The 19237-nt window shown below is 63.2% G+C and carries 21 protein-coding genes and 1 tRNA gene; 17 read left to right on the top strand and 5 right to left on the bottom strand.

Going from position 1 to position 19237, the window contains the following annotated elements; translation table 11 throughout:
* Nucleotides 1-63 precede the first annotated feature (63 nt).
* Entirely contained in the window at nt 64-1134 is a 1071-nt protein-coding gene (selD, locus tag QYQ99_RS24025; RefSeq protein WP_302090337.1) for a selenide, water dikinase SelD, read from the top strand.
* Nucleotides 1135-1255: 121 nt separating this feature from the next.
* On the opposite strand, the gene QYQ99_RS24020 is transcribed toward selD, so the two are convergent.
* The 3 genes from QYQ99_RS24020 to QYQ99_RS24010 all read right to left on the bottom strand — a co-directional run bounded on the left by QYQ99_RS24020 (nt 1256) and on the right by QYQ99_RS24010 (nt 3014).
* Nucleotides 1256-1723, bottom strand: a complete 468-nt coding sequence (locus QYQ99_RS24020; RefSeq protein WP_003054128.1) for an Lrp/AsnC family transcriptional regulator — start codon at nt 1721-1723, stop codon at nt 1256-1258.
* Nucleotides 1724-2492: 769 nt separating this feature from the next.
* Nucleotides 2493-2569: transfer RNA gene (locus QYQ99_RS24015), tRNA-Gln, on the bottom strand.
* Between the two features lie 124 nt (nt 2570-2693).
* The gene (locus QYQ99_RS24010) at nt 2694-3014 is read right to left on the bottom strand and encodes a heavy metal-binding domain-containing protein (protein ID WP_291604199.1); all 321 of its coding nucleotides are present in this window, start codon (nt 3012-3014) and stop codon (nt 2694-2696) included.
* A 146-nt stretch (nt 3015-3160) separates the two neighbouring features.
* Here QYQ99_RS24010 and QYQ99_RS24005 point away from each other — a divergent pair, with 146 nt between their 5' ends.
* Entirely contained in the window at nt 3161-3427 is a 267-nt protein-coding gene (locus QYQ99_RS24005) for a hypothetical protein (RefSeq protein WP_302090336.1), read from the top strand.
* Here QYQ99_RS24005 and QYQ99_RS24000 read toward each other — a convergent pair.
* Both QYQ99_RS24000 and QYQ99_RS23995 read right to left on the bottom strand, forming a co-directional pair.
* On the bottom strand, nt 3422-4324 hold the full coding sequence (locus QYQ99_RS24000; RefSeq protein ID WP_291604197.1) for a LysR family transcriptional regulator: 903 nt from the start codon (nt 4322-4324) through the stop codon (nt 3422-3424). The genes QYQ99_RS24005 and QYQ99_RS24000 overlap by 6 nt on opposite strands.
* Before the next feature lie 31 nt (nt 4325-4355).
* Nucleotides 4356-4904 carry a MarR family winged helix-turn-helix transcriptional regulator gene (locus QYQ99_RS23995; protein WP_034368336.1) on the bottom strand — a complete coding sequence of 183 codons (549 nt, stop codon included), beginning with the start codon at nt 4902-4904 and terminating at the stop codon, nt 4356-4358.
* 272 nt (nt 4905-5176) lie between these two features.
* On the opposite strand from QYQ99_RS23995, the gene QYQ99_RS23990 reads away from it, so the two are divergent.
* The 15 genes from QYQ99_RS23990 (at nt 5177) to amaB (ending at nt 19232) form a co-directional block, all read left to right on the top strand.
* A complete protein-coding gene (locus QYQ99_RS23990; RefSeq protein WP_302090335.1) occupies nt 5177-6304 on the top strand; it encodes a cupin domain-containing protein in 1128 nt (375 codons plus the stop codon).
* A gap of 179 nt (nt 6305-6483) precedes the next feature.
* Entirely contained in the window at nt 6484-7203 is a 720-nt protein-coding gene (locus tag QYQ99_RS23985; RefSeq protein WP_302090334.1) for a fumarylacetoacetate hydrolase family protein, read from the top strand.
* A 12-nt stretch (nt 7204-7215) separates the two neighbouring features.
* A complete protein-coding gene (gene maiA / locus QYQ99_RS23980) occupies nt 7216-7860 on the top strand; it encodes a maleylacetoacetate isomerase (protein WP_302090333.1) in 645 nt (214 codons plus the stop codon).
* Nucleotides 7861-7996: 136 nt separating this feature from the next.
* Complete coding sequence (locus QYQ99_RS23975) at nt 7997-8971, top strand: Bug family tripartite tricarboxylate transporter substrate binding protein (protein WP_437439084.1); 975 nt, start codon at nt 7997-7999, stop codon at nt 8969-8971.
* 382 nt (nt 8972-9353) lie between these two features.
* The gene (locus QYQ99_RS23970) at nt 9354-10022 is read left to right on the top strand and encodes a hypothetical protein (protein WP_302090332.1); all 669 of its coding nucleotides are present in this window, start codon (nt 9354-9356) and stop codon (nt 10020-10022) included.
* Between the two features lie 213 nt (nt 10023-10235).
* Entirely contained in the window at nt 10236-11759 is a 1524-nt protein-coding gene (locus QYQ99_RS23965) for a CoA-acylating methylmalonate-semialdehyde dehydrogenase (RefSeq protein WP_302090331.1), read from the top strand.
* Between the two features lie 82 nt (nt 11760-11841).
* Nucleotides 11842-12315 carry a lysozyme inhibitor LprI family protein gene (locus tag QYQ99_RS23960; protein WP_302090330.1) on the top strand — a complete coding sequence of 158 codons (474 nt, stop codon included), beginning with the start codon at nt 11842-11844 and terminating at the stop codon, nt 12313-12315.
* 20 nt (nt 12316-12335) lie between these two features.
* Nucleotides 12336-12803, top strand: a complete 468-nt coding sequence (locus QYQ99_RS23955) for a lysozyme inhibitor LprI family protein (RefSeq protein ID WP_437439083.1) — start codon at nt 12336-12338, stop codon at nt 12801-12803.
* 53 nt (nt 12804-12856) lie between these two features.
* Nucleotides 12857-14023, top strand: coding sequence for an acyl-CoA dehydrogenase family protein (locus QYQ99_RS23950; protein WP_302090328.1), 1167 nt, complete (start codon nt 12857-12859; stop codon nt 14021-14023).
* A 31-nt stretch (nt 14024-14054) separates the two neighbouring features.
* Nucleotides 14055-14570 carry a TfoX/Sxy family protein gene (locus QYQ99_RS23945; protein WP_302090327.1) on the top strand — a complete coding sequence of 172 codons (516 nt, stop codon included), beginning with the start codon at nt 14055-14057 and terminating at the stop codon, nt 14568-14570.
* Nucleotides 14571-14588: 18 nt separating this feature from the next.
* The gene (locus tag QYQ99_RS23940; RefSeq protein WP_302090326.1) at nt 14589-15008 is read left to right on the top strand and encodes a DUF488 domain-containing protein; all 420 of its coding nucleotides are present in this window, start codon (nt 14589-14591) and stop codon (nt 15006-15008) included.
* Between the two features lie 71 nt (nt 15009-15079).
* Entirely contained in the window at nt 15080-15976 is an 897-nt protein-coding gene (mmsB, locus tag QYQ99_RS23935) for a 3-hydroxyisobutyrate dehydrogenase (protein WP_302090325.1), read from the top strand.
* A 4-nt stretch (nt 15977-15980) separates the two neighbouring features.
* Nucleotides 15981-16313 carry a cupin gene (locus QYQ99_RS23930; protein ID WP_302090324.1) on the top strand — a complete coding sequence of 111 codons (333 nt, stop codon included), beginning with the start codon at nt 15981-15983 and terminating at the stop codon, nt 16311-16313.
* Between the two features lie 275 nt (nt 16314-16588).
* Nucleotides 16589-17677, top strand: a complete 1089-nt coding sequence (locus QYQ99_RS23925; protein ID WP_302090323.1) for a saccharopine dehydrogenase family protein — start codon at nt 16589-16591, stop codon at nt 17675-17677.
* Between the two features lie 34 nt (nt 17678-17711).
* Complete coding sequence (gene amaB, locus QYQ99_RS23920) at nt 17712-19232, top strand: L-piperidine-6-carboxylate dehydrogenase (RefSeq protein WP_302090322.1); 1521 nt, start codon at nt 17712-17714, stop codon at nt 19230-19232.
* The last annotated feature ends 5 nt before the right edge of the window (nt 19233-19237 follow it).

Genomic DNA, 19237 nt, shown 5'->3' with positions numbered 1-19237 from the left:
CCGAACACAAACATCGCTACCGTCACCGCAGCAACATCCGTGCTGCTTGCCGTCTGGATTGATATGAACACCACTCAAGAAACCGCCTCCCCCATAACCCCGCGCCTGACCTCTTTGTCCCACGGCGGCGGCTGTGGCTGCAAGATCGCACCCGGCGTGCTGTCGGAGTTGCTGGCCAAAAGCAATCTGCCCAAGCAGTTCTTCCCCGACCTGCTGGTAGGCACAGAGACCGCAGACGACGCGGCCGTCTACAGGATCAATGACGAGCAGGCCATTGTGGCGACGACGGACTTTTTCATGCCCATCGTCGACGACCCCTATGACTTTGGCCGCATTGCCGCCACCAACGCGCTGTCCGATATCTACGCCATGGGCGGCACGCCGCTGATGGCGCTGGCCATTGTGGGCATGCCCATCAATGTGTTGCCGCACGATGTGATTGCCAAGATTCTGGAGGGCGGCGAATCGGTCTGCCGCGATGCAGGCATTCCGCTGGCGGGCGGCCACTCGATTGATTCGGTCGAGCCCATCTACGGCCTGGTCGGCATCGGCATCGTCAACCCCAAGCAGATGAAGCGCAATGCCGATGCCAAGGACGGCGATGTGCTGATTCTGGGCAAGCCCCTGGGAGTGGGCATTCTCTCGGCAGCGCTCAAGAAGAATCTGCTCGATGATGCAGGCTACCGTGCCATGGTGGATGCCACCACCAAGCTCAACCGCCCCGGCGCCGAGCTTGCCAAGCTCGAGGGTGTGCACGCGCTGACCGATGTGACCGGTTTTGGCCTGCTGGGCCACGGCCTGGAACTGGCCCGTGGTGCCCAGCTCAGTGCACGCATCGAAGGCGCCAAGCTGCCCGTGCTGCCCGGTGTTCAGGCGCTTGCAGAGCAAGGCATTTTCACGGGTGCATCGGGGCGCAACTGGGCCTCTTATGGTGAGCACGTCCAGTTGGCATCCACCGTGACGGACGCCCAGAAAGCACTGTTGACCGACCCTCAGACCTCTGGCGGCCTGCTGGTTTCCTGCGCGGCAGATGCTGTCCAGCAGGTACTCAAGGTCTTTGCCGACAGCGGCTTTCGCGATGCAGCAGTGATTGGCCGCATGGAGACAGGCGCGCCCAAGGTCTTTGTGGACTGAGCGCGTCAGGCAGTCGAGAAGGAGCGCAGCCCTGCTCTGCCCTGCTTCTCAAACAGAATGCAAAACGCCCGGCGCAAACCGGGCGTTTTGCATGTGAGCGCCATGTCGTGACTCAGGGCGTCTAAGCCTCGCCCACGACCTCGGCGGTGGTACGGCGGTCGATCTTGCGGCTCAGCACCACCGAGGTATAGGTCTGCTGGATGCCGTCGATCAGGCCGATACGGTCGAGCAGCGCATCCAGTTTCTCATTGCTCTCGCAGCGCACAAACACCATGTAGTCGTACTGCCCGCTGACAGCCGACACCTCCTCCACCTCAGTGAAGCGGTTGAGCGCCTGCATCACCGAAGTTGCCGTCTTGGGCTGAACACGGATACCGCAGTAGGCGCGCACGGCAGACTGCTCCATGCGCGAGCCAAGTCGAACGCCATAGCCGGCGATCACGCCCTCATGCTCCAGCTTGGCGATGCGTGCGACCACCGTGGTCCGAGCCAGATTCATCTGCCGAGCCAAGTGCGCGGTCGAGGCTCGCGCATTGGTCTGCAGCAGGCGCAGCAGCTGGCGGTCCGTTTCATCCAGTCGATATTCCATACCTTGTCTATCCAAATCTTGCCGAGCACTTACGCAAACGCTGCGTTAAACACAAACCCCAAGAACTCTCTGCCACCACCTGCAGCCATGCATTGCGCCGAGCGACTTCTGTTGCTGCTCGCCCTCAGACGAGCGCGTGGAGCGGACCTCAGCTACACCCAACAGCCAATTATTGTGTCAGCTAACCCAGCCTGATAGTGGGCTTGTCTTTTCAGATGGCTAATCTGCACACATTTGTTTCAACCCGGCAAGATATTCAACATATCTGCACTTGCCTGCGCTTGTGACCATGGCAAGGGCGCACTGCGGTACTTCAGGGTGACTCCGGCCGAAAACCAGACCTCTGTTGTGGGCGGGCGGTCAAGCTCGTTCACAAGGACCCAAGTGCGCTCGCCGAGCAACAGCGACACAAAAGAGCGAGGAGTCTAATGGTTGTTTTCCCGCGCTCATCGATGCCGCCGACGATACGGCGAAAACACTCGGTAAGTTTGGCTGGTTTGGTGCAAATATCTGCGAGAGGTAAGTACTTACCCTAGGCAATCCTTTGGCCCGGTGCGCCGCTTTCGGCAATGCCTGAGCCCGCCAGACTGCAAGCAGCCTCCAATCACCGACAACTGCGCCTTGTGCTGTAGAGCAAGACTGACTGCGCAATAGCGCAGCCTGAGCGCCCCAATCGCGCATGACTGAAAGCTTTGGGCGCGCTTGCACGCGTGCCAATTTCTACAAACAAAAAACCCTGCTCATGGCAATGAGCAGGGTTTTGATTTTTTGGCAGGGGAGGAAGGATTCGAACCTTCGCATGCTGGAATCAAAATCCAGTGCCTTAACCAGCTTGGCGACTCCCCTACGATGGAACGAATTCTACAACGACTTTTCGCTACAAATTTCGAAGTAGTCCAAAAATGTGCAATTGCACATGGAATAGGTTTACCGCCTTCCTGGCGTCAAGCCAGCTCCGTCGCTGAGCAGCCTACTGCACGACGACTGCCGTGCCGCTGGCCGAGACCATGAGCATGCCATTGCCCTGGCCCAGTACCTCAAAATCCAGGTCCACACCGACTACTGCATTGGCTCCCGCCTCGGCAGCGCGCTGCTCCAGTTCCTTGAGGGCAATTTCACGCGCTCTTTGCAGCTCGCGTTCGTAGGTTCCAGAGCGCCCGCCCACGATGTCACGGATGCCGGCAAAGAAGTCCTTGAACACATTGGCACCCAGAATGGCCTCGCCCGCCACCACGCCGCAATAACGGGTGATGCGCTTGCCTTCGATGGAGGGAGTGGTTGTGACGATCATGTTGGGCTTTCAAAAAAAAACGGCAAACCGGGATCGACACCCATATGCACTGTCCAGAGCGCTCCTCATGCCGCACATGCAGAAGAGCCCAGCCGCAAAATCGGCGCAATCCGCTCGGCCCAGTATATGCGTGCAGACAGCGCGTCATGGCTGCACACGATGCAGACCAGCCAATGCCTGCGGTGGGCTTAATCAACGCCACAAACCGGGATCAAGGCAAAGGCAAAGGCAAAGGCAAAGGCAAAGGCAAAGGCAATCAGACTGCAACCGTCAACATCCGAAGCAGCTCTGCTTCGCCAGCGAAGCGTCAATCAGGCAATGCCGGCCTGCATCTATCTCGCATTGATTTCCAGCATCCCATCGAGAGCCATCTGAACGCCATAAAGCACAAGACGCCATCAGAAAAATCATGAATCCGGCAATAGCAGCTTGTGCATGCCTTGCACGGCATCGCGCAGAAAGCTCCAGGTCGTGGCTATGCGTGGAATCTGGCGCGACTCCACGGGCATGCTCATCCAGAAGGTGCGCGTAAAGCACGCCTGCTCGGGCAGCACGCGACTCAGTATCGGGTCCTTGTCGGCCACAAATGCCGGCAGCACGGCCAGACCGGCGCCGGCACGCACGGCCTCGTATTGAGCGGTGATGCTGGTGCTGCGCAGCGCAAAACGCTCAGGCCGGTGCAAGGTATCCAGCAACTGCAGCTCGCGCGTGAACAGCAGATCGTCCACATAGTGCACAAAGCTGTGATGGCGCAGATCCTCGGTTCTGGCCACCAAGGGCTTTCGCGCCAGATATTCACGCTGGCCGTACAGATAGAGCCGGTAGTCGGTCAGCTTGGTGACGACAACCGAGCCACGCTTGGGCCGCTCCAGGGAGATGACGATATCGGCCTCGCGGCTGGACAGATGGAGCATGCGCGGCAGCGCCAGCAGGTCGACGCTGAGCAGCGGGTAGCGCAGCGTGAGCCTGGCGAGCTCGGAGGCCAGCATCTGCGTGCCAAAGCCTTCGGTGGCCCCCACCCGCACCAGCCCGGCCAGCCCCTCGGCGGTGGCGGCATGCGCCAGCGGGCCTCGCTCCAGCCCGTCCACCGCGCTTTGCATGGTGTTGGTCACTTCCTGCAGCTGCCGCCCGGCCTCGGTCAGCCGCCACTGCCCGCCTTCGCGCGCGAACAGGACGGCACCCAGCTGCTTTTCCAGCGCCTGGATGCGCCGCGACACCGTGGTGTGCTCTACACCCATGCGCCGCGCAGCAGCGGCCATGCTTCCGCTGCGCGCCAGCTCACCAAAAAAACGCAGATGGTCCCAGTCCAATGTCTTTCCTTGCGGTTCGTGGTTCAGTGGATCAGTCGTTCTCGCTGCCCTGCAGCTTGCCCGTTAGGCCCTTGACCGCCTTGACGGCCGCACTGCGCTTGCGCTCGGCACTGCGCTGGGCCACGGCGCTCGGGGCACGCGCGAACTCGTCGTTCTCGTGAATCAGGAGTGACAGCATTTCCATGAACTGCGCCCGCTTGTCATCGGCAAGAGGCTCCAGCATGCGGCGCTGGGCACGCAGCACCGAAGGCTCGGCAGCGACCAGCAGGTCGCGCCCCTCTTCGGTCAGGCTCAGCAAACGCACGCGTCGGTCCGCAGGGCTGGCGTTGCGCGCCATCAGGCCGCGTGCTTCCAGGCGGTCGATCACGCTGCCTATGGTGGAGGTGTCAAAGCCGATATTGCGCGCCAGCGTGCGCTGGTCGATGCCCGGCTGACGCAGCACAGCCGACAGGGCTGCGTACTGCACGGGCGTCACGCCAAATTCCTCGGTTTCTTCCATGAACACGGCGACGGCGATCTGCTGCAGCCTGCGGATGTGATAGCCGGGATAGTTTTCTAGTTCTGCGGGTTGGTATTGCATGTCTTGAGAGCCGACGCCGGGCCCGCCCTGCCGCGCGGCAGTTGAAGGGCCATGACTGAAAGACCCCGATATTCGCACGAGTGACGCCCCGATTCGCGCTAAGCCTGCCACCGGGTTTAACCCAATCAACGCTGACACAGATCAACATTATGCTAATCATCAGTGTGCTGTTTATTTAATTCACAGCCTCTCCTGGCCCATCGCAAGGCCGTCAGACCCAGACGCAAGGCAGCAACGCACTGCCCAGCAGATACCAAAGAAAGAGACAAACCATGAGCCTTGTGCAAGCCCAGCCCTCACCGGTCAAGCTCACGGCCATCGAAGCCCCCGGCCAACCCGAACCCACCGCTGCGCTGGAGCAGCTATACCGAGGCTTCGAGCAGGAAATGCTGGTGCCGCTGTGGACGGAGATCGGCGGCCTGATGCCTGCCCACCCCAAAAGCCAGGCCACCGCGCATCTGTGGCGCTGGGAGAATCTGCTCAAACTCGCAGATGAAGCCGGTCGCATCGTCCCCGTGGGCCGGGGCGGCGAGCGCCGCGCGATTGCCCTGGCCAATCCGTCGCTGGGCGGGCGCCCTTTTGCCACGCCGACGCTGTGGGCTGCCATCCAGTACCTGATGCCCGGCGAAGATGCGCCCGAGCACCGTCACACCCAGCATGCCTTCCGCTTTGTGGTCGAAGGCGAAGGCGTGTGGACCGTGGTCAACGGCGACTCGATCCGCATGTCGCGCGGCGATTTTCTGCCCCAGGGCGGCTGGAACTGGCACGCCCACCACAATGCAGCCAGCCAGCCCATGGCCTGGATAGACGGGCTGGATATTCCGTTTGCCTACACCACCGAATCCCAGTTCTTCGAGCATGGCCGCCTGCATCTGAACCCCGAGGAACGCGTCACGCCCGAGTTCTCGCGCTCCGAGCGCCTCTGGGGCCACCCCGGACTGCGCCCCGTCGCCCATCTGCAGGACAGCCCGGTCACGCCTTTGCTGGCCTATCGCTGGGTGGACACCGACCGCGCGCTGACCGAGCAACTGGCGCTGGAAGCCGAAGGCTGCGCCGCCACGGTCAGCCCCGGCCATGCCGCCGTGCGCTACACCAATCCCTGCAATGGCCGCGATGTACTGCCCACCATTCGCTGCGAAATGCACCGCGTGACCTGCGGCGCCAGCACCCGGCCCAAGCGCGAAGTGGGCTCTGCCGTCTTCCAGGTCTTTGACGGCCAGGGCACGGTGACCGTGGGCGAGCGCCAATGGCAGGTGCGGCGTGGCGACATGTTCGTCGTGCCTTCCTGGCAGCTGTTCAGCGCGCAATGCGATGCCGAGCAGCCGCAGCTGGACCTGTTTCGCTTTGCCGACACGCCGATTTTCGAAGCCGTCCACGCGTACAGATCAGAAACCGCCTGAGGCGCTTCGCTTCTTCCCCGTACCCGTCGCCCCCTTGGGGGACGACAGCCTTTGCTGCGGGGCGGCGCGGCTGGCCAGGTCCTTGCTGGCTGTCTCACCGATAGAGCGTGCCTTTTCAAGCACTTAGTCACCGATACCAATCAGCGATATCAATCAGCGATACCAATCAGGAATCACACATGCCCCAAGCCAAACACGACGACAACTACCTCTGGCCCCCCGCCCCTGTCCAATCTCTGCCTGTGCGCGGCAGCGAGCAGCGCCTGCCCGTCAATCGCCTGTTCTTTGTGGGCCGCAACTACCACGCCCACGCGGTGGAGATGGGCCGCCCCGTGGACAAAAGCGTCGAACGCCCCTTCTATTTCACCAAGGCCCCGCAGACGCTGACCGAATCGGGTGCCTGCGTGGCGTATCCGCCCGAAACCGCCAACTACCACTTCGAGATGGAGCTGGTCGTGGCCATCGGCAAACCGGGCTTTCGCATTCCTGCCGACCAGGCCCATGAGTACATCTACGGCTATGCCTGCGGCCTCGACATGACGCGCCGCGATCTGCAACTGGTGGCACGCGACAAGGGCCGCCCCTGGGATCTGGGCAAGGATGTGGAGCAGTCCTCCGTCGCCAGCGAAATCGTGCCCATGGCCGGCAAGGTGATCGAGTCCGGCCTCATCGAGCTGAGCGTCAACGGCGAGCTCAAGCAGCAGTCCGATGTGAACAAGCTGATCTGGAACATCCGCGAAATCATTGCCGACCTGTCCCTGTTCTATCACCTGCACCCCGGCGATCTGATCTACACGGGCACGCCCGAGGGCGTGGGCGCCGTGCTGCCCGGCGACCAGATCACAGGCCGCGTGGCAGGCGTGGGCGAAATTGCCCTGAGCGTGGGCCAACCTGGGTAAGGCGCGCAGACCATGAAGCTCTACAGTTTCTTTCGCAGCGGCACCTCGCACCGTCTGCGCATCGCCCTCAATCTCAAGGGCCTCACGCCCGACTACCTCCCCGTCGATCTGCGCGTGGACGAGCAGGCCGAAGCGCCGTTCAAGCGCATCAACCCGCAAGGCCTGGTGCCCGCGCTGACGCTGGACAGCGGGGAGACGCTGATCCAGTCGCCGGCCATCATCGAATGGCTGGAAGAACGCTACCCCACGCCGGCGCTGCTGCCTGCCGACCCCGAGGCCCGCGCCCATGTGCGCGCCATGGCGGCCATCGTGGGCTGTGATGTGCACCCCATCAACAACCGCCGCATCCTGCAAACCCTGCGCCAGCAGTTCGGAGCCGACGAGGCCGCCATCAACGCCTGGTGCACCACCTGGATCACGGCCGGCTTTGATGCCATCGAGGCCTTGCTGGCACAGGACGGCAAACGCGGCAGCTTCTGCTTTGGCCAGGCCCCCGGCCTGGCCGATGTCTATCTGATTCCGCAGGTCGAGAGCGCACGCCGCTTTGGTGTGGATCTCGCCCGCTGGCCGCTGATCAGCGCCGTCGATGCGGCTTGCAGCGCCCTGCCCGCCTTTGCGCAGGCAGCGCCTCTGGCCCAGCCTGACGCCCCGCAATAGATCTTTCCCCCTGCGGCCACGCCCAAGCGCGGCTGCCCACCAACGCTCTGCAGTCCCTAAAAACATCCACCGGAGACAAACTGTGAAATACGAGCAAAATCAACCCCAAAGCCAATCCACACATACGCAAACAGCTATCAAGACCATAGTTGCCGCAGCCGCTCTGCTGGCCGCAGCCGGCCCTGCGCTGGCCCAGGGCGATGCGGCCAGCTATCCCAACCGAGCCGTGACCGTGGTCACGGCCTTTGCCGTGGGCAGCGGCCCCGATGCCGTGCTGCGCATCGTGGGCGAAAAACTGGCCCAGCGCTGGAAACAGGGCGTGACCGTGGACAACCGCCCCGGCGGCGGTGGCTTTGTCGCCATCGAGTACGCGCGCCGCGCCAAGCCCGACGGCTATACCCTGCTGCAACTGGACAGCGAACATATCTCCGCCCTGCCCTATCTCTACAAGAACAAGAACTTCAACACGCTGAGCCACTTCGACCCCGTGGCCCCGCTGTTCCTGACGCCCTTCTTTGTGGCCGTACCCACGAATTCGCCCTGGAAGAGCATTAGTGACCTGATCAAGTCCGCCAAGGCCGAGCCCGGCAAGATCAGCTATGGCTCCTGGGGCGTGGGCAGTCCCGGCCACCTGGGCGGCGAATGGCTGGACTATCTGACGGGCAGCAAGATGACCCATGTGCCTTATCGCGAGGTCAGCCAGCTGTTCACCTCGGTTGCCAACGGCGACCCGACCTGGAGCTTTGCCAGCCTGCCCTCCAGCCAGGGAATCTACAAAAGCGGCAAGATCCGCTATCTGGCCGTGGCTGCACCCAGGCGCATCGCGCAAATGCCTGACGTGCCCACGGTTGCCGAAGCGGGAGGTCCCGCCGAGCTGGATGTGAACTCCTTTGTCTCCCTGCTCAGCCCCAAGGGAGTGGATGCCGCCGTGCGCGACAAGATCCGCAGTGATGTGGTGGCCGTGCTGCAGGACCCACAGGTCAAGGAGAAGTTCTCCACCTTCGCCTTCCAGCCCATGAGCTTCACCGTGCCCGAGATGCAGCAATTTGCCAGGAAGAAGTCCGAGCAATACAAGCTGCTGATTGAAAAAGCCCAGATCAGCCTGGATTGAGAGCCGCCTTCGGCCGTCAAACAGATCACGCCACAGGCATGCGCCTGCAACCGGCAAAGCCCCGTCAGCACAGCCTGCACGGGGTTTTTTCATTGATCCAACGCCCCTGTCTGCGCTCCAGATCAAGAGGCGCTGCACAAAAACGGCAGAGCTCCCAAGGCGTGCAAAAACGACCTCAACCCGGGGTTACACTTATTGCGAGGCGTTTCTCCGGATTTCCATCCCACCTCCAGAACGCCCGCATGCCATGAGCCCCTGCTGATAAGCGCCAGGGCTGTGCGGCAGTTTCCCGCCCAAGCCGCAGCACCGTCTGTCTGCCAGGGCTCCATGCTGATTTCACGTGACTCCACGCGATTCAGCCCCTCCAAATCGTTATAAAAAGATGAACAATTCCTTCAAGACAGCCATCGCCTTTTTGCTGCTTCCCCTGGCCGCAGCTTCGCAGGCAGCCGAGCCGCCCTCGCCCATTGCTGCTGCCGAGCTGTATATCCGCACTCTGGTCAATCACGATGAGCAGGCCATCAGCCAGCTCAATGACTATCTGCGCCCGGACCGCCTGCGCTCGGGCCGCAGCGCAGACTACGCCAATGCCGCCGAACTCAAGCAAGCCGACAAGGACTTCCCGCGTGAAGTCACCGACGTGGTCCTGCCCCTGTTCCCCGAGGCACAGCGCGACGCCCTGCGTGCGCCCGTGGAGAGCCTGATGAGCACGGTGCAAAAGGCGCGTCAGCAATCGCAGTGCAAGACCGTATCGGCCACCAAGCCCAAGCTCGACAAGAATGGCGTGCTCAATACCGAGGTGAAGTTCGCCTGCCAGTTGGTCAAGACCCCCGAGACCTGGGCCGCTGGCATTCAACGCATGGTGCGCAACAAGCTCAGCCTGGACCAGGTGCAGGGCGAACTCAAGAAGCTGCAAGCTGCATACTCAGCCCCGGCCAGCTACACCTACGAGGGCGTAATTTCCCTGGGCATGGTGCCCAAGGACAAGGACAAGGCCTGGCGCAACGACTTCGCGAGCGAAGCCTTTGACGAGATGTTCAGCGAGCTCTAAGAGCATCTGAGAACGGCAAAAGGGCCCGAGTGGGCCCTTTTGCATTTTGCCGCCGCAGGTACTGCAGCCATGCCCGGCCGCCAATAGCTGCAAGAGCTGACAGACATAGCATCCACTTGTGCACATTTGCACACCCTATGTGCAGTGTTTGCTATTGCTACAGCAAATCCGCACACATACCATGAGGAACGAATTCACCAACGGAGACACCTCATGAACGCACCGACTTCCGCCAAGGTTCTGGCGCCCACGGTCAAGCTGCTTATCAACGGGCAGATGGTCGAATCCAAAACCACCCAGTGGCGCGATGTGGTCAACCCTGCGACGCAGGAAGTGCTGGCGCGCGTTCCGTTCGCCACGCCCGACGAGGTCAACGCCGCCGTGGCCAATGCCAAGCAAGCGTTCAAGACCTGGAAAAAGACGCCCATCGGCGCACGCGCCCGCATCTTTTTGAAGCTGCAGCAGCTGATCCGCGAGAACATGAAGGAGCTGGCCGCCCTGCTGACGGCCGAACAGGGCAAGACCCTGCCCGACGCCGAAGGCGATGTCTTCCGCGGCCTGGAAGTCGTGGAACATGCGGCCAGCATCGGCAATCTGCAACTGGGCGAGCTGGCCAACAATGTGGCCAACGGTGTCGATACCTATACGCTGAACCAGCCGCTGGGCGTGTGTGCAGGCATCACGCCCTTCAACTTCCCGGCCATGATCCCGCTGTGGATGTTCCCCATGGCGATCGCCACGGGCAATACCTTCATCCTCAAGCCTTCCGAGCAGGACCCCATGGTCACCATGCGTCTGGCCGAGCTGGCACTGGAAGCCGGCGTGCCCCCTGGCGTGCTCAACGTCATCCACGGCGGCGAAGACGTGGTCAACGCCATCTGCGACCACCCCGATATCAAGGCCATCAGCTTTGTGGGCTCGACCAAGGTTGGCACCCATGTCTACAACCGCGCCAGCCTCAACGGCAAGCGCGTGCAATGCATGATGGGTGCCAAGAACCACGCCATCGTCATGCCCGACGCCAACAAGGAGCAGTCGCTCAACGCCTTGCTGGGCGCCGCCTTCGGTGCAGCCGGCCAGCGTTGCATGGCGGTCTCTGTCGCCGTTCTGGTGGGAGAAGCCCGAAACTGGATTCCCGATCTGGTGGCCAAGTCCAAGACCCTCAAGGTCAGTGGCGGCACCGAGCCCGGCACCGATGTCGGCCCTCTGGTGAGCTGCGCGGCCCTGTCGCGTGTCGAAGGCCTGATCGAGCGCGGTCTGGCCGACGGCGCCACGCTGGAGCTGGACGGCCGCAAACCCGAGGTAGCCGGCTATGCCAAGGGCAATTTTGTCGGCCCCACCATCTTCAGCGGCGTCAAGCCCGGCATGAGCATCTACGAGCAGGAAGTCTTCGGCCCCGTGCTGTGTCTGGTCGCTGCCGAGGACATCGATCAGGCCATCGAGTTCATCAACGCCAACCCCAATGGCAACGGCACGGCCATCTTCACCCAATCGGGTGCGGCCGCGCGCAAGTTCCAGGAAGAGATCGATGTGGGCCAGGTCGGCATCAATGTGCCCATCCCCGTGCCCGTGCCGCTGTTCTCGTTCACGGGCAGCCGTGCCTCCAAGCTGGGCGACCTGGGCCCCTACGGCAAGCAGGTGGTCATGTTCTACACCCAGACCAAGACCATCACGGCACGCTGGTTCGACGACAGCACCACCAGCCACGGCGTGAACACCACCATCAGCCTCAAGTAAGCCGGCCATGAAACCCGACAGTGCAGCCCAGCCTCTTGCCAGGCCCGGGCTGCGCTGTGCGGCGTTGCCGATGATGGCAGGCATGTACGCTCAAGAATTGTCACGCTCCTCCCCCCTGCGCCCGGCCGCATATACCTCTCACAGCCCCACACGGCGGCTGGCCCGTCTGTGCGCTCTGGCAGCCGCCAGCCTGCTGATTGCCCATCTGCCCGTAGCCTCGGCCCAGGAAAGCGAACCGGCCCCGTTGCACTGCCCCGCAGATCAGCCACTGTCTCTTGCCTGCCTTGAGCAACAGGCCCAGGTCATAGAACGGGGCATGCAGGTGCTCTACCTGTACCTGCAGCGCCAGCTGCCGCAGGCCAGCGCCCAGGCCCTGCAGTCCGAGCAGGACGACTGGACACAGCAGCGCGACCGGCGCTGCCAGCCCAATGGCTATGTCCATGAAGCCGAAGACATGGCTGCTTGCCGCATCGGCATGGCCCTGAGCCGGGTCAAGGTCTTCAAGAACCAGTGGTATCCGCTGGCAAAAAACGAACAGGGTGAAAAGCAGCCATGAACCGGGCAAACCCATATCACTTGCTCCAGCAGGCCAGCCCGGGCTGCGATGATGCGGGCATGACGATCCGCATTCAGAAAATCAGGCAACCGAGCCCTGCGACCCTAGACACCAAATCGCTTGCGGCTCTTCTTCTTGCAGCAAGCTTGAGCCAGCACGCCCTGGCCCAGGCCGGAGCCGACTGCGTGCCCGGCGGCACCACGGCCCAGACCAATGCCTGCGCCATCAAGGACTTCCAACAAGCCGACACCGAGCACCAGATTCTCTACGGCGATGTGATGCGTGCGCTATCGGCCCATGAGCGACCCGCCCTGCGCAAGGAGCAAGGCGAATGGAGCCGCCAGCGCATTACCCAGTGCAAGCAGGCCACGAAGGCCTTTGAAGCGCAGCCCGACTGGCCCAGCCGCTACCACGGCTGTCTGGTGCAGCAGATCACGGCCCGCGATGCGGTGCTCAAACGCTGGCTGCACCAAGGGCCGCCCGACTGAGCGGCAAAGCCGTCGGGGGCCAGAAGACGAATAGAACAAAAAGGAGACATGAAATGGACTTTGAACTCAGCGAAGATCAACGCGCTTTTGCCGATACCGCCCGTGCTTTTGCGCAGGCCGAGCTGGCGCCGCATGCGGCCGAGTGGGACCGCGAGCACATCTTCCCGCGCGATGCCATTGCCAAGGCTGGCGAGCTGGGCTTCTGCGGTCTCTATGCGCCGGAGAGCATCGGCGGCCTGGCCCTGCCGCGACTCGATGCCACGCTGGTCTTCGAAGAAATGGCGGCCGTCGATCCATCGACCACGGCCTTCATCACCATCCACAACATGGCGACCTGGATGCTGGGAACCTGGGCCACCGATGCCGTGCGCGCCGAATGGGGCGAGCAGCTCACCAGCGGCAGCAAGCTGGCCAGCTACTGCCTGACGGAGCCCGGCGCGGGTTCGGACGCGGCCTCGCTCAAGACCCGGGCCGAGCTGGTGGGCAACGAGTACATCGTCAACGGCAGCAAAGCCTTCATCAGCGGCGCGGGCAGCACCGATGTGCTGGTGCTGATGGCAAGAACCGGAGATGCCGGCTCCGGGGCTTCGGGCATTTCGGCCTTTGCCCTGCCTGCCGACGCGGCTGGCGTGAGCTATGGCAAAAAGGAAGAGAAGATGGGCTGGAACAGCCAGCCCACGCGCGTCATCAGCTTCGACAATGTGCGCATTCCCGCGCACAACCTGCTGGGCCGCGAGGGCGAAGGCTTCAAGATCGCCATGAAGGGCCTGGACGGCGGGCGCATCAATATCGCCACCTGCTCGGTGGGCGCTGCCCAGGGCGCGCTGACCCAGGCCCAGCACTACATGCAGGAGCGCAAGCAGTTCGGCAAGGCCATCGCGAGCTTCCAGGCCCTGCAGTTCAAGCTCGCCGACATGGCGACCGAGCTGGTCGCGGCACGCCAGATGGTGCGCCTGGCAGCCTCCAAACTGGACGCCGGTGCGCGTGATGCCTCGACCTATTGCGCCATGGCCAAGCGCTTTGCCACCGATGCCGGCTTCATGGTCTGCAACGAGGCCCTGCAGCTGCATGGCGGCTATGGCTACATCCGCGAATACCCGCTGGAGCGCCTGATGCGCGACGCCCGCGTGCACCAGATTCTGGAAGGGACGAACGAAATCATGCGCGTCATCATTGCCAGGCGCATGCTGGAGGGTGATGCACCGGAGGTCATTCGCTAAGCTGCTGCCATCACCCAACGCAAGGACTGCCATGCCCGCCAAGCCCATCGCCCCTGAAACCCTGCAGCTCATAGACGCCGTGCGCGATGCGCTGCAGGGCTGCACAGCCGTGGAAGAGAAAACCATGTTCGGCTGCCATGTGTTCATGGTCAACGGCAAGATGTGCCTGGGCGTGGAAAACGACGAGCTGCTGGTGCGCCTGCCGCCGGCCAGTCATGCGTTGATTGCAGAGATGCCAGGCGTGCGCCCGCTGTCTTCGCGCGGACTGATGGAAGGCTACTTTCTCGTCGGCCCCACGGCCTATGCCAGGCGCGATCAATGGCTGTACTGGATCAGCGAGGCCCTGGCCTTCAACCCGCTGGCAAAAGCCACGCCCAAACGCAAGACCGCCAGCAAGGCCGATAGCAAGACCGTCAGCAAGAAGCCGGGCGATGGAGAAAGCCCTGCAGCTCAAGGCACCAGCAGCGGGCGCAGGCGCACCAGGGCAGCCCCGAAACTGGCTGATGCCGACGCTCCCGAAAAGCACCCTATTTTTGACAGCGAATAAGGACAAAGGACTGACCTCATGGCCATACGCATAGTCCAGCTAGGCAGCGAACGCGCCCCCGACGAAGGCCTGCGCATAGGTACGGTGCGCAGACCGCCGCGCGGCGTGCCCAAGGCCGAGTTCGCAAGTCGCAACTACTACGACTGCTGGTATCCCGAACTCTCGCCCGAGGTGGAGCTGATGCAGCAGGCCCTGGAGGCCATCAAGCTGCGCACGGCCGGCCAGACGGCACAGGCCGACAAGCTCTGGAAGCAGTTTGAAAAGCAGTTCCGCAAGCAACTGGCCGAGCCAGCCGCCGATCGCACCCTGGGACTGCTCGCAGCCTTGTCGCACAGCTGCGCCTTTTCTCTGGGCTGCTACTGCGACGACGAGGCGCATTGCCACCGCAGCATCTTGCGCAGCCTGCTCGCTGACAAGGGTGCCATTCTCAAAAATTAAGCGAAAACCAACCAATCGCTTATGGATAAAGCGCCAGGCGCTATCAATTCAATAACAGCAAGGAGACAGACATGCAAATCGCTTTTATCGGTCTGGGCAATATGGGTGCCCCCATGGCCGTCAATCTGGCCAAGGCCGGCCACAGTGTCAAAGCCTTTGACCTGAGCCAGGAGGCCATCGCCAAGGTCGCTTCCGCAGGGGCCCAGGCAGCCTCCAGTGCCCAGGAAGCCGTGCAAGGCGCCGAAGTCGTCATCACCATGCTGCCCGCCAGCCAGCACGTCGAGAGCCTGTTCCTGGGCCGCGACGGTGCGGCCGGTCTGCTGGCGCACATCGCCAAGGGCACGCTGGTCATCGACAGCTCCACCATCGCCGCGGCCACCAGCCAGAAGGTGGCCAAGGCAGCGCAGGCAGCGGGCATCGACTTCATCGACGCCCCGGTTTCGGGCGGCACCGGAGGTGCCATTGCCGGTACGCTGACCTTCATGGTGGGCGGCAGCGACGCGCAGCTGTCACGCGCCCAGCCATTGCTCGAAAAAATGGGGGCCAATATCTTCCACGCCGGCGGCGTGGGCGCGGGCCAGACGGCCAAGATCTGCAACAACATGCTGCTGGGCATTTTGATGGTGGGCACCAGCGAAGCAATCGCCCTGGGCGTGGCCAACGGTCTGGACCCCAAGGTGCTGTCCGAAATCATGCGTCGCAGCTCCGGCGGCAACTGGGCACTGGAGAAATACAACCCCTTCCCCGGCGTGCATGAGAACGCACCGGCCAGCAAGGGCTATGCAGGCGGCTTCGGCACGGATCTCATGCTCAAGGATCTGGGCCTGGCACAGGACAACGCCACCGCCAACCGCGCCAGCACGCCGCTGGGCGGCATGGCGCGCTCCATCTATGCGGCGCACAGCCTGTCCGGCCATGGCGGTGAAGACTTTTCCAGCATCATCAAGATGCTGCAGAAAAAGGCCTGAGGCCATGGCCCTGCCCCACGCCCAACCCGGAGTTCCCGTCGAAGTGCAGCCCGACGGCATTTCGCTGGGAAACCAGAAGACCGCGGCACTATTCAAGTCCGACACTCTGGAAGTGATCCGTCTGGTGTTGATGGCAGGCAAGCGCCTGCCTGCGCATCAGGTGCTGGGCGAACTGACGATTCAATGTCTGCAGGGGCAGCTCGCCGTCATCCAGGGCGCAAGCCGCCAGACATTGAGCGCGGGGCAGTTGCTGTTTCTGCCCGCCCAAACCATGCATGAGGTCGAGGCCGAACTCGACTCCTCGGCCCTGATCACCATCGTGCTGCACAGCCACTAACCAGCAGATCCGGTCACCGGCCAGCTGACCCCGCTCTGCTGCAGCGGGTATCGCAGCTGGCCCCCCGGGGCTTGAAACCTGTCAGGCTGTCAGCTGCTGATTGCACAAGCGCTGACAGCTATTCTTTCTGAAGCGGACAGCCCCCGCTGAAGACTCCTTGTCTGCCCACGCAAATCGACTCCTGCTGACGCTTGCCACGGTGGTGCAAATCGCCGCCCTGTGTTTAAGATGGCCCCAGAGGAAGTGATCGCTGCGTTGCTCTCAAGGAGTTCTCCATGATGAAGCTGACTGGACAGAACATTCTCATCCTCGGCGCCGGCAAGATCGGCTCAACGATCGCCGACATGGCTGCCGAGCTGCATGAAGCCACCGTCACGCTGGCCGATATGCAGCCCCCGCCCGGCACCGACCCGCAGATCCGCCCCCTTCAGCTGGACATCGACGATGATGCGGCACTGACCCGCGCGCTGCAGCAGCACTCTGTCGTCATCAATGCCCTGCCTTTCTTCTGCGCCGAGCGCGTGGCCAGGGCTGCAGCGCGGCTGGGCGTGCATTACTTCGATCTGACCGAGGATGTGGCGGCCATGCGCGCCATACAGGAGATGGCGGCGCAGGCGCGCTCGGTGCTGATGCCGCAATGCGGACTGGCTCCAGGCCTGATCGGCATGCTGGGCGGGCATCTGGCCCAGCAGTTCGACGAGCTGTTCGATCTGCAGCTGCGCGTGGGCGCGCTCACGCGCCATGCGACAAATGCGCTGCGCTACCACTTCACCTGGAGCGTGGACGGCGTCATCAACGAGTACTGCAAGCCCTGCAACACCATCGTCAACGGCCAGCCCATGCTGGTGCCGCCGCTGGAGGGGGTCGAGCAGCTGATTCTGGACGGCGAGAACTTCGAGGCCTTCAACACCTCGGGCGGTCTGGGCACGCTGTGCGAGACGCTGCAGGGCCGCGTGCGCAACCTCAACTACAAGACCATACGCCACCCCGGCCACCGCGATGCCATGCATTTGCTGCTGCATGGCCTGCGCCTGATCGAGCGGCGCGATCTGCTGCGCCAGGTGCTCGAAGGCGCAGTGCCCCACAGCCGCGAAGACATGGTGGTGATTGCCGCCATGGCCAGCGGCATGCGCGCCGGGCGGCTGGAGCAGCTGACGCGCAGCGCCCGCATCTTCGGCGCGGTGCTGCGCGGCAGGCAGCGCACGGCCATAGAGCTGACGACCTCGGCCGGCATGCTGGCCGCCGTGGAGCTGTTCGCCTCGGGCCAGCTGCCGCAGCAGGGCTTTGTGCGCCAGGAGCAGTGCACGCTGGCCGCACTCTCGGGCACCCACGTGGCCCCCTACTTCGAAGGCCTGCTAGGCTGAGGCCTGTATCTCACACCATTCAGGAGGGAATGCCATGACTGCCATCGCCGCTGCCGACTTCCACACCGTGCTGAGCCGCTGCGGCATTGCACTGCAGGCTCTTGAGGGCAAGGACATCAGCGTGCGCTCGCCCATCGACGGCACGGAACTGGCCAGCCTGGCCGCCCTGCCCGGCGCCCAGGTGGCGCAAGTCATTGACCATGCCGTCGAGGCGTTCAGGCAATGGCGCGTGGTGCCTGCCCCGGTGCGCGGCGAGCTGGTTCGGCTCTGGGGCGAGGAGCTGCGCCGCGCCAAGAGCGATATAGGCCATGTGATTTCCTGCGAGGTCGGCAAGATCGTGCAGGAAGGCCTGGGAGAGGTGCAGGAAGGCGTGGACATCTGCGAATTCGCGCTGGGCCTGTCGCGCCAACTGCATGGCAAGACCATTGTTTCCGAGCGTCCCGGCCACCGCATCATGGAGCAGTACCACCCGTTGGGGCCGGTGGCCGTCATCACGGCCTTCAACTTTCCCAGCGCCGTTTTTGCCTGGAACGCGGCGATTGCCCTGGTCTGCGGCAACCCGGTGATCTTCAAGCCCTCCGACAAGGCACCGCTATCGGGCCTGGCCACCTTCAAGGCGCTGGAGCGGGCCATTGCCCGGTTTGGCGACCGGGCGCCGGCAGGTCTGGCGCAGATCGTGCTGGGCGGCGCGGCTGTCGCCGAGGCCCTGGTGGACAGCCCCCGAATTGCGCTGGTATCGGCCACGGGGTCGAGCCGCATGGGCCGCACCGTGGGCCCCAAGTTGGCGGCGCGCTTTGGCAAGCGCATTCTGGAGCTGGGCGGAAACAACGCCATGGTGGTCACGCCCGCTGCCGATCTGGATCTGGCCGTGCGCGCCATTGTCTTCAGCGCCGTGGGCACGGCCGGCCAGCGCTGCACCTCGCTGCGACGCCTGATCGTGCACCGCGATGTCAAACAGCCGCTGCTGGACAGGCTGCTGCCGGCTTACCGCAGCCTGCGCATCGGCAACCCGCTGCAGCCGGATACCCTGGTCGGCCCGCTGATCAACGAGGCATCGTTCGAGGCGCTGCAGCACTCGCTGAGTCAGGCTCAAAAGGACGGCGGCCATTTGCTCACGGGCGGCCAGCGCCAGCTGGAGCAGCAGTTTCCGCAGGGCTTCTATGTGGCGCCGGCCATTGTGGACATGCCGGCCCAGACCGGCATCGTGCGCCACGAGACCTTTGCCCCGCTGCTCTATGTGCTGAGCTATGACGAGCTGGAGCAGGCCATTGCGCTCAACAACGATGTTCCCCAGGGCCTGTCCTCCTGCATCTTCTCCAACGACCTGCGCGAGGTGGAGCTGTTCTTGAGCGCGGCCGGCTCGGACTGCGGCATGGCCAATGTCAATATTGGGCCCAGCGGTGCCGAGATCGGCGGCGCCTTTGGCGGCGAGAAGGAAACCGGCGGCGACCGCGAAAGCGGCTCCGACGCCTGGAAGCAATACATGCGCCGCACGACCAACACCATCAACTACTCGCGCGAGCTGCCGCTGGCCCAGGGCATTCAATTCGGCTGAGGCAC

The sequence above is a fragment of the Comamonas testosteroni genome (assembly GCF_030505195.1).
Classification (GTDB): Bacteria; Pseudomonadota; Gammaproteobacteria; order Burkholderiales; family Burkholderiaceae_C; genus Comamonas; species Comamonas testosteroni_G.
Note: the sequence above shows the minus strand (reverse complement) of the source record. Positions and strands in the feature narration are given on the sequence as shown.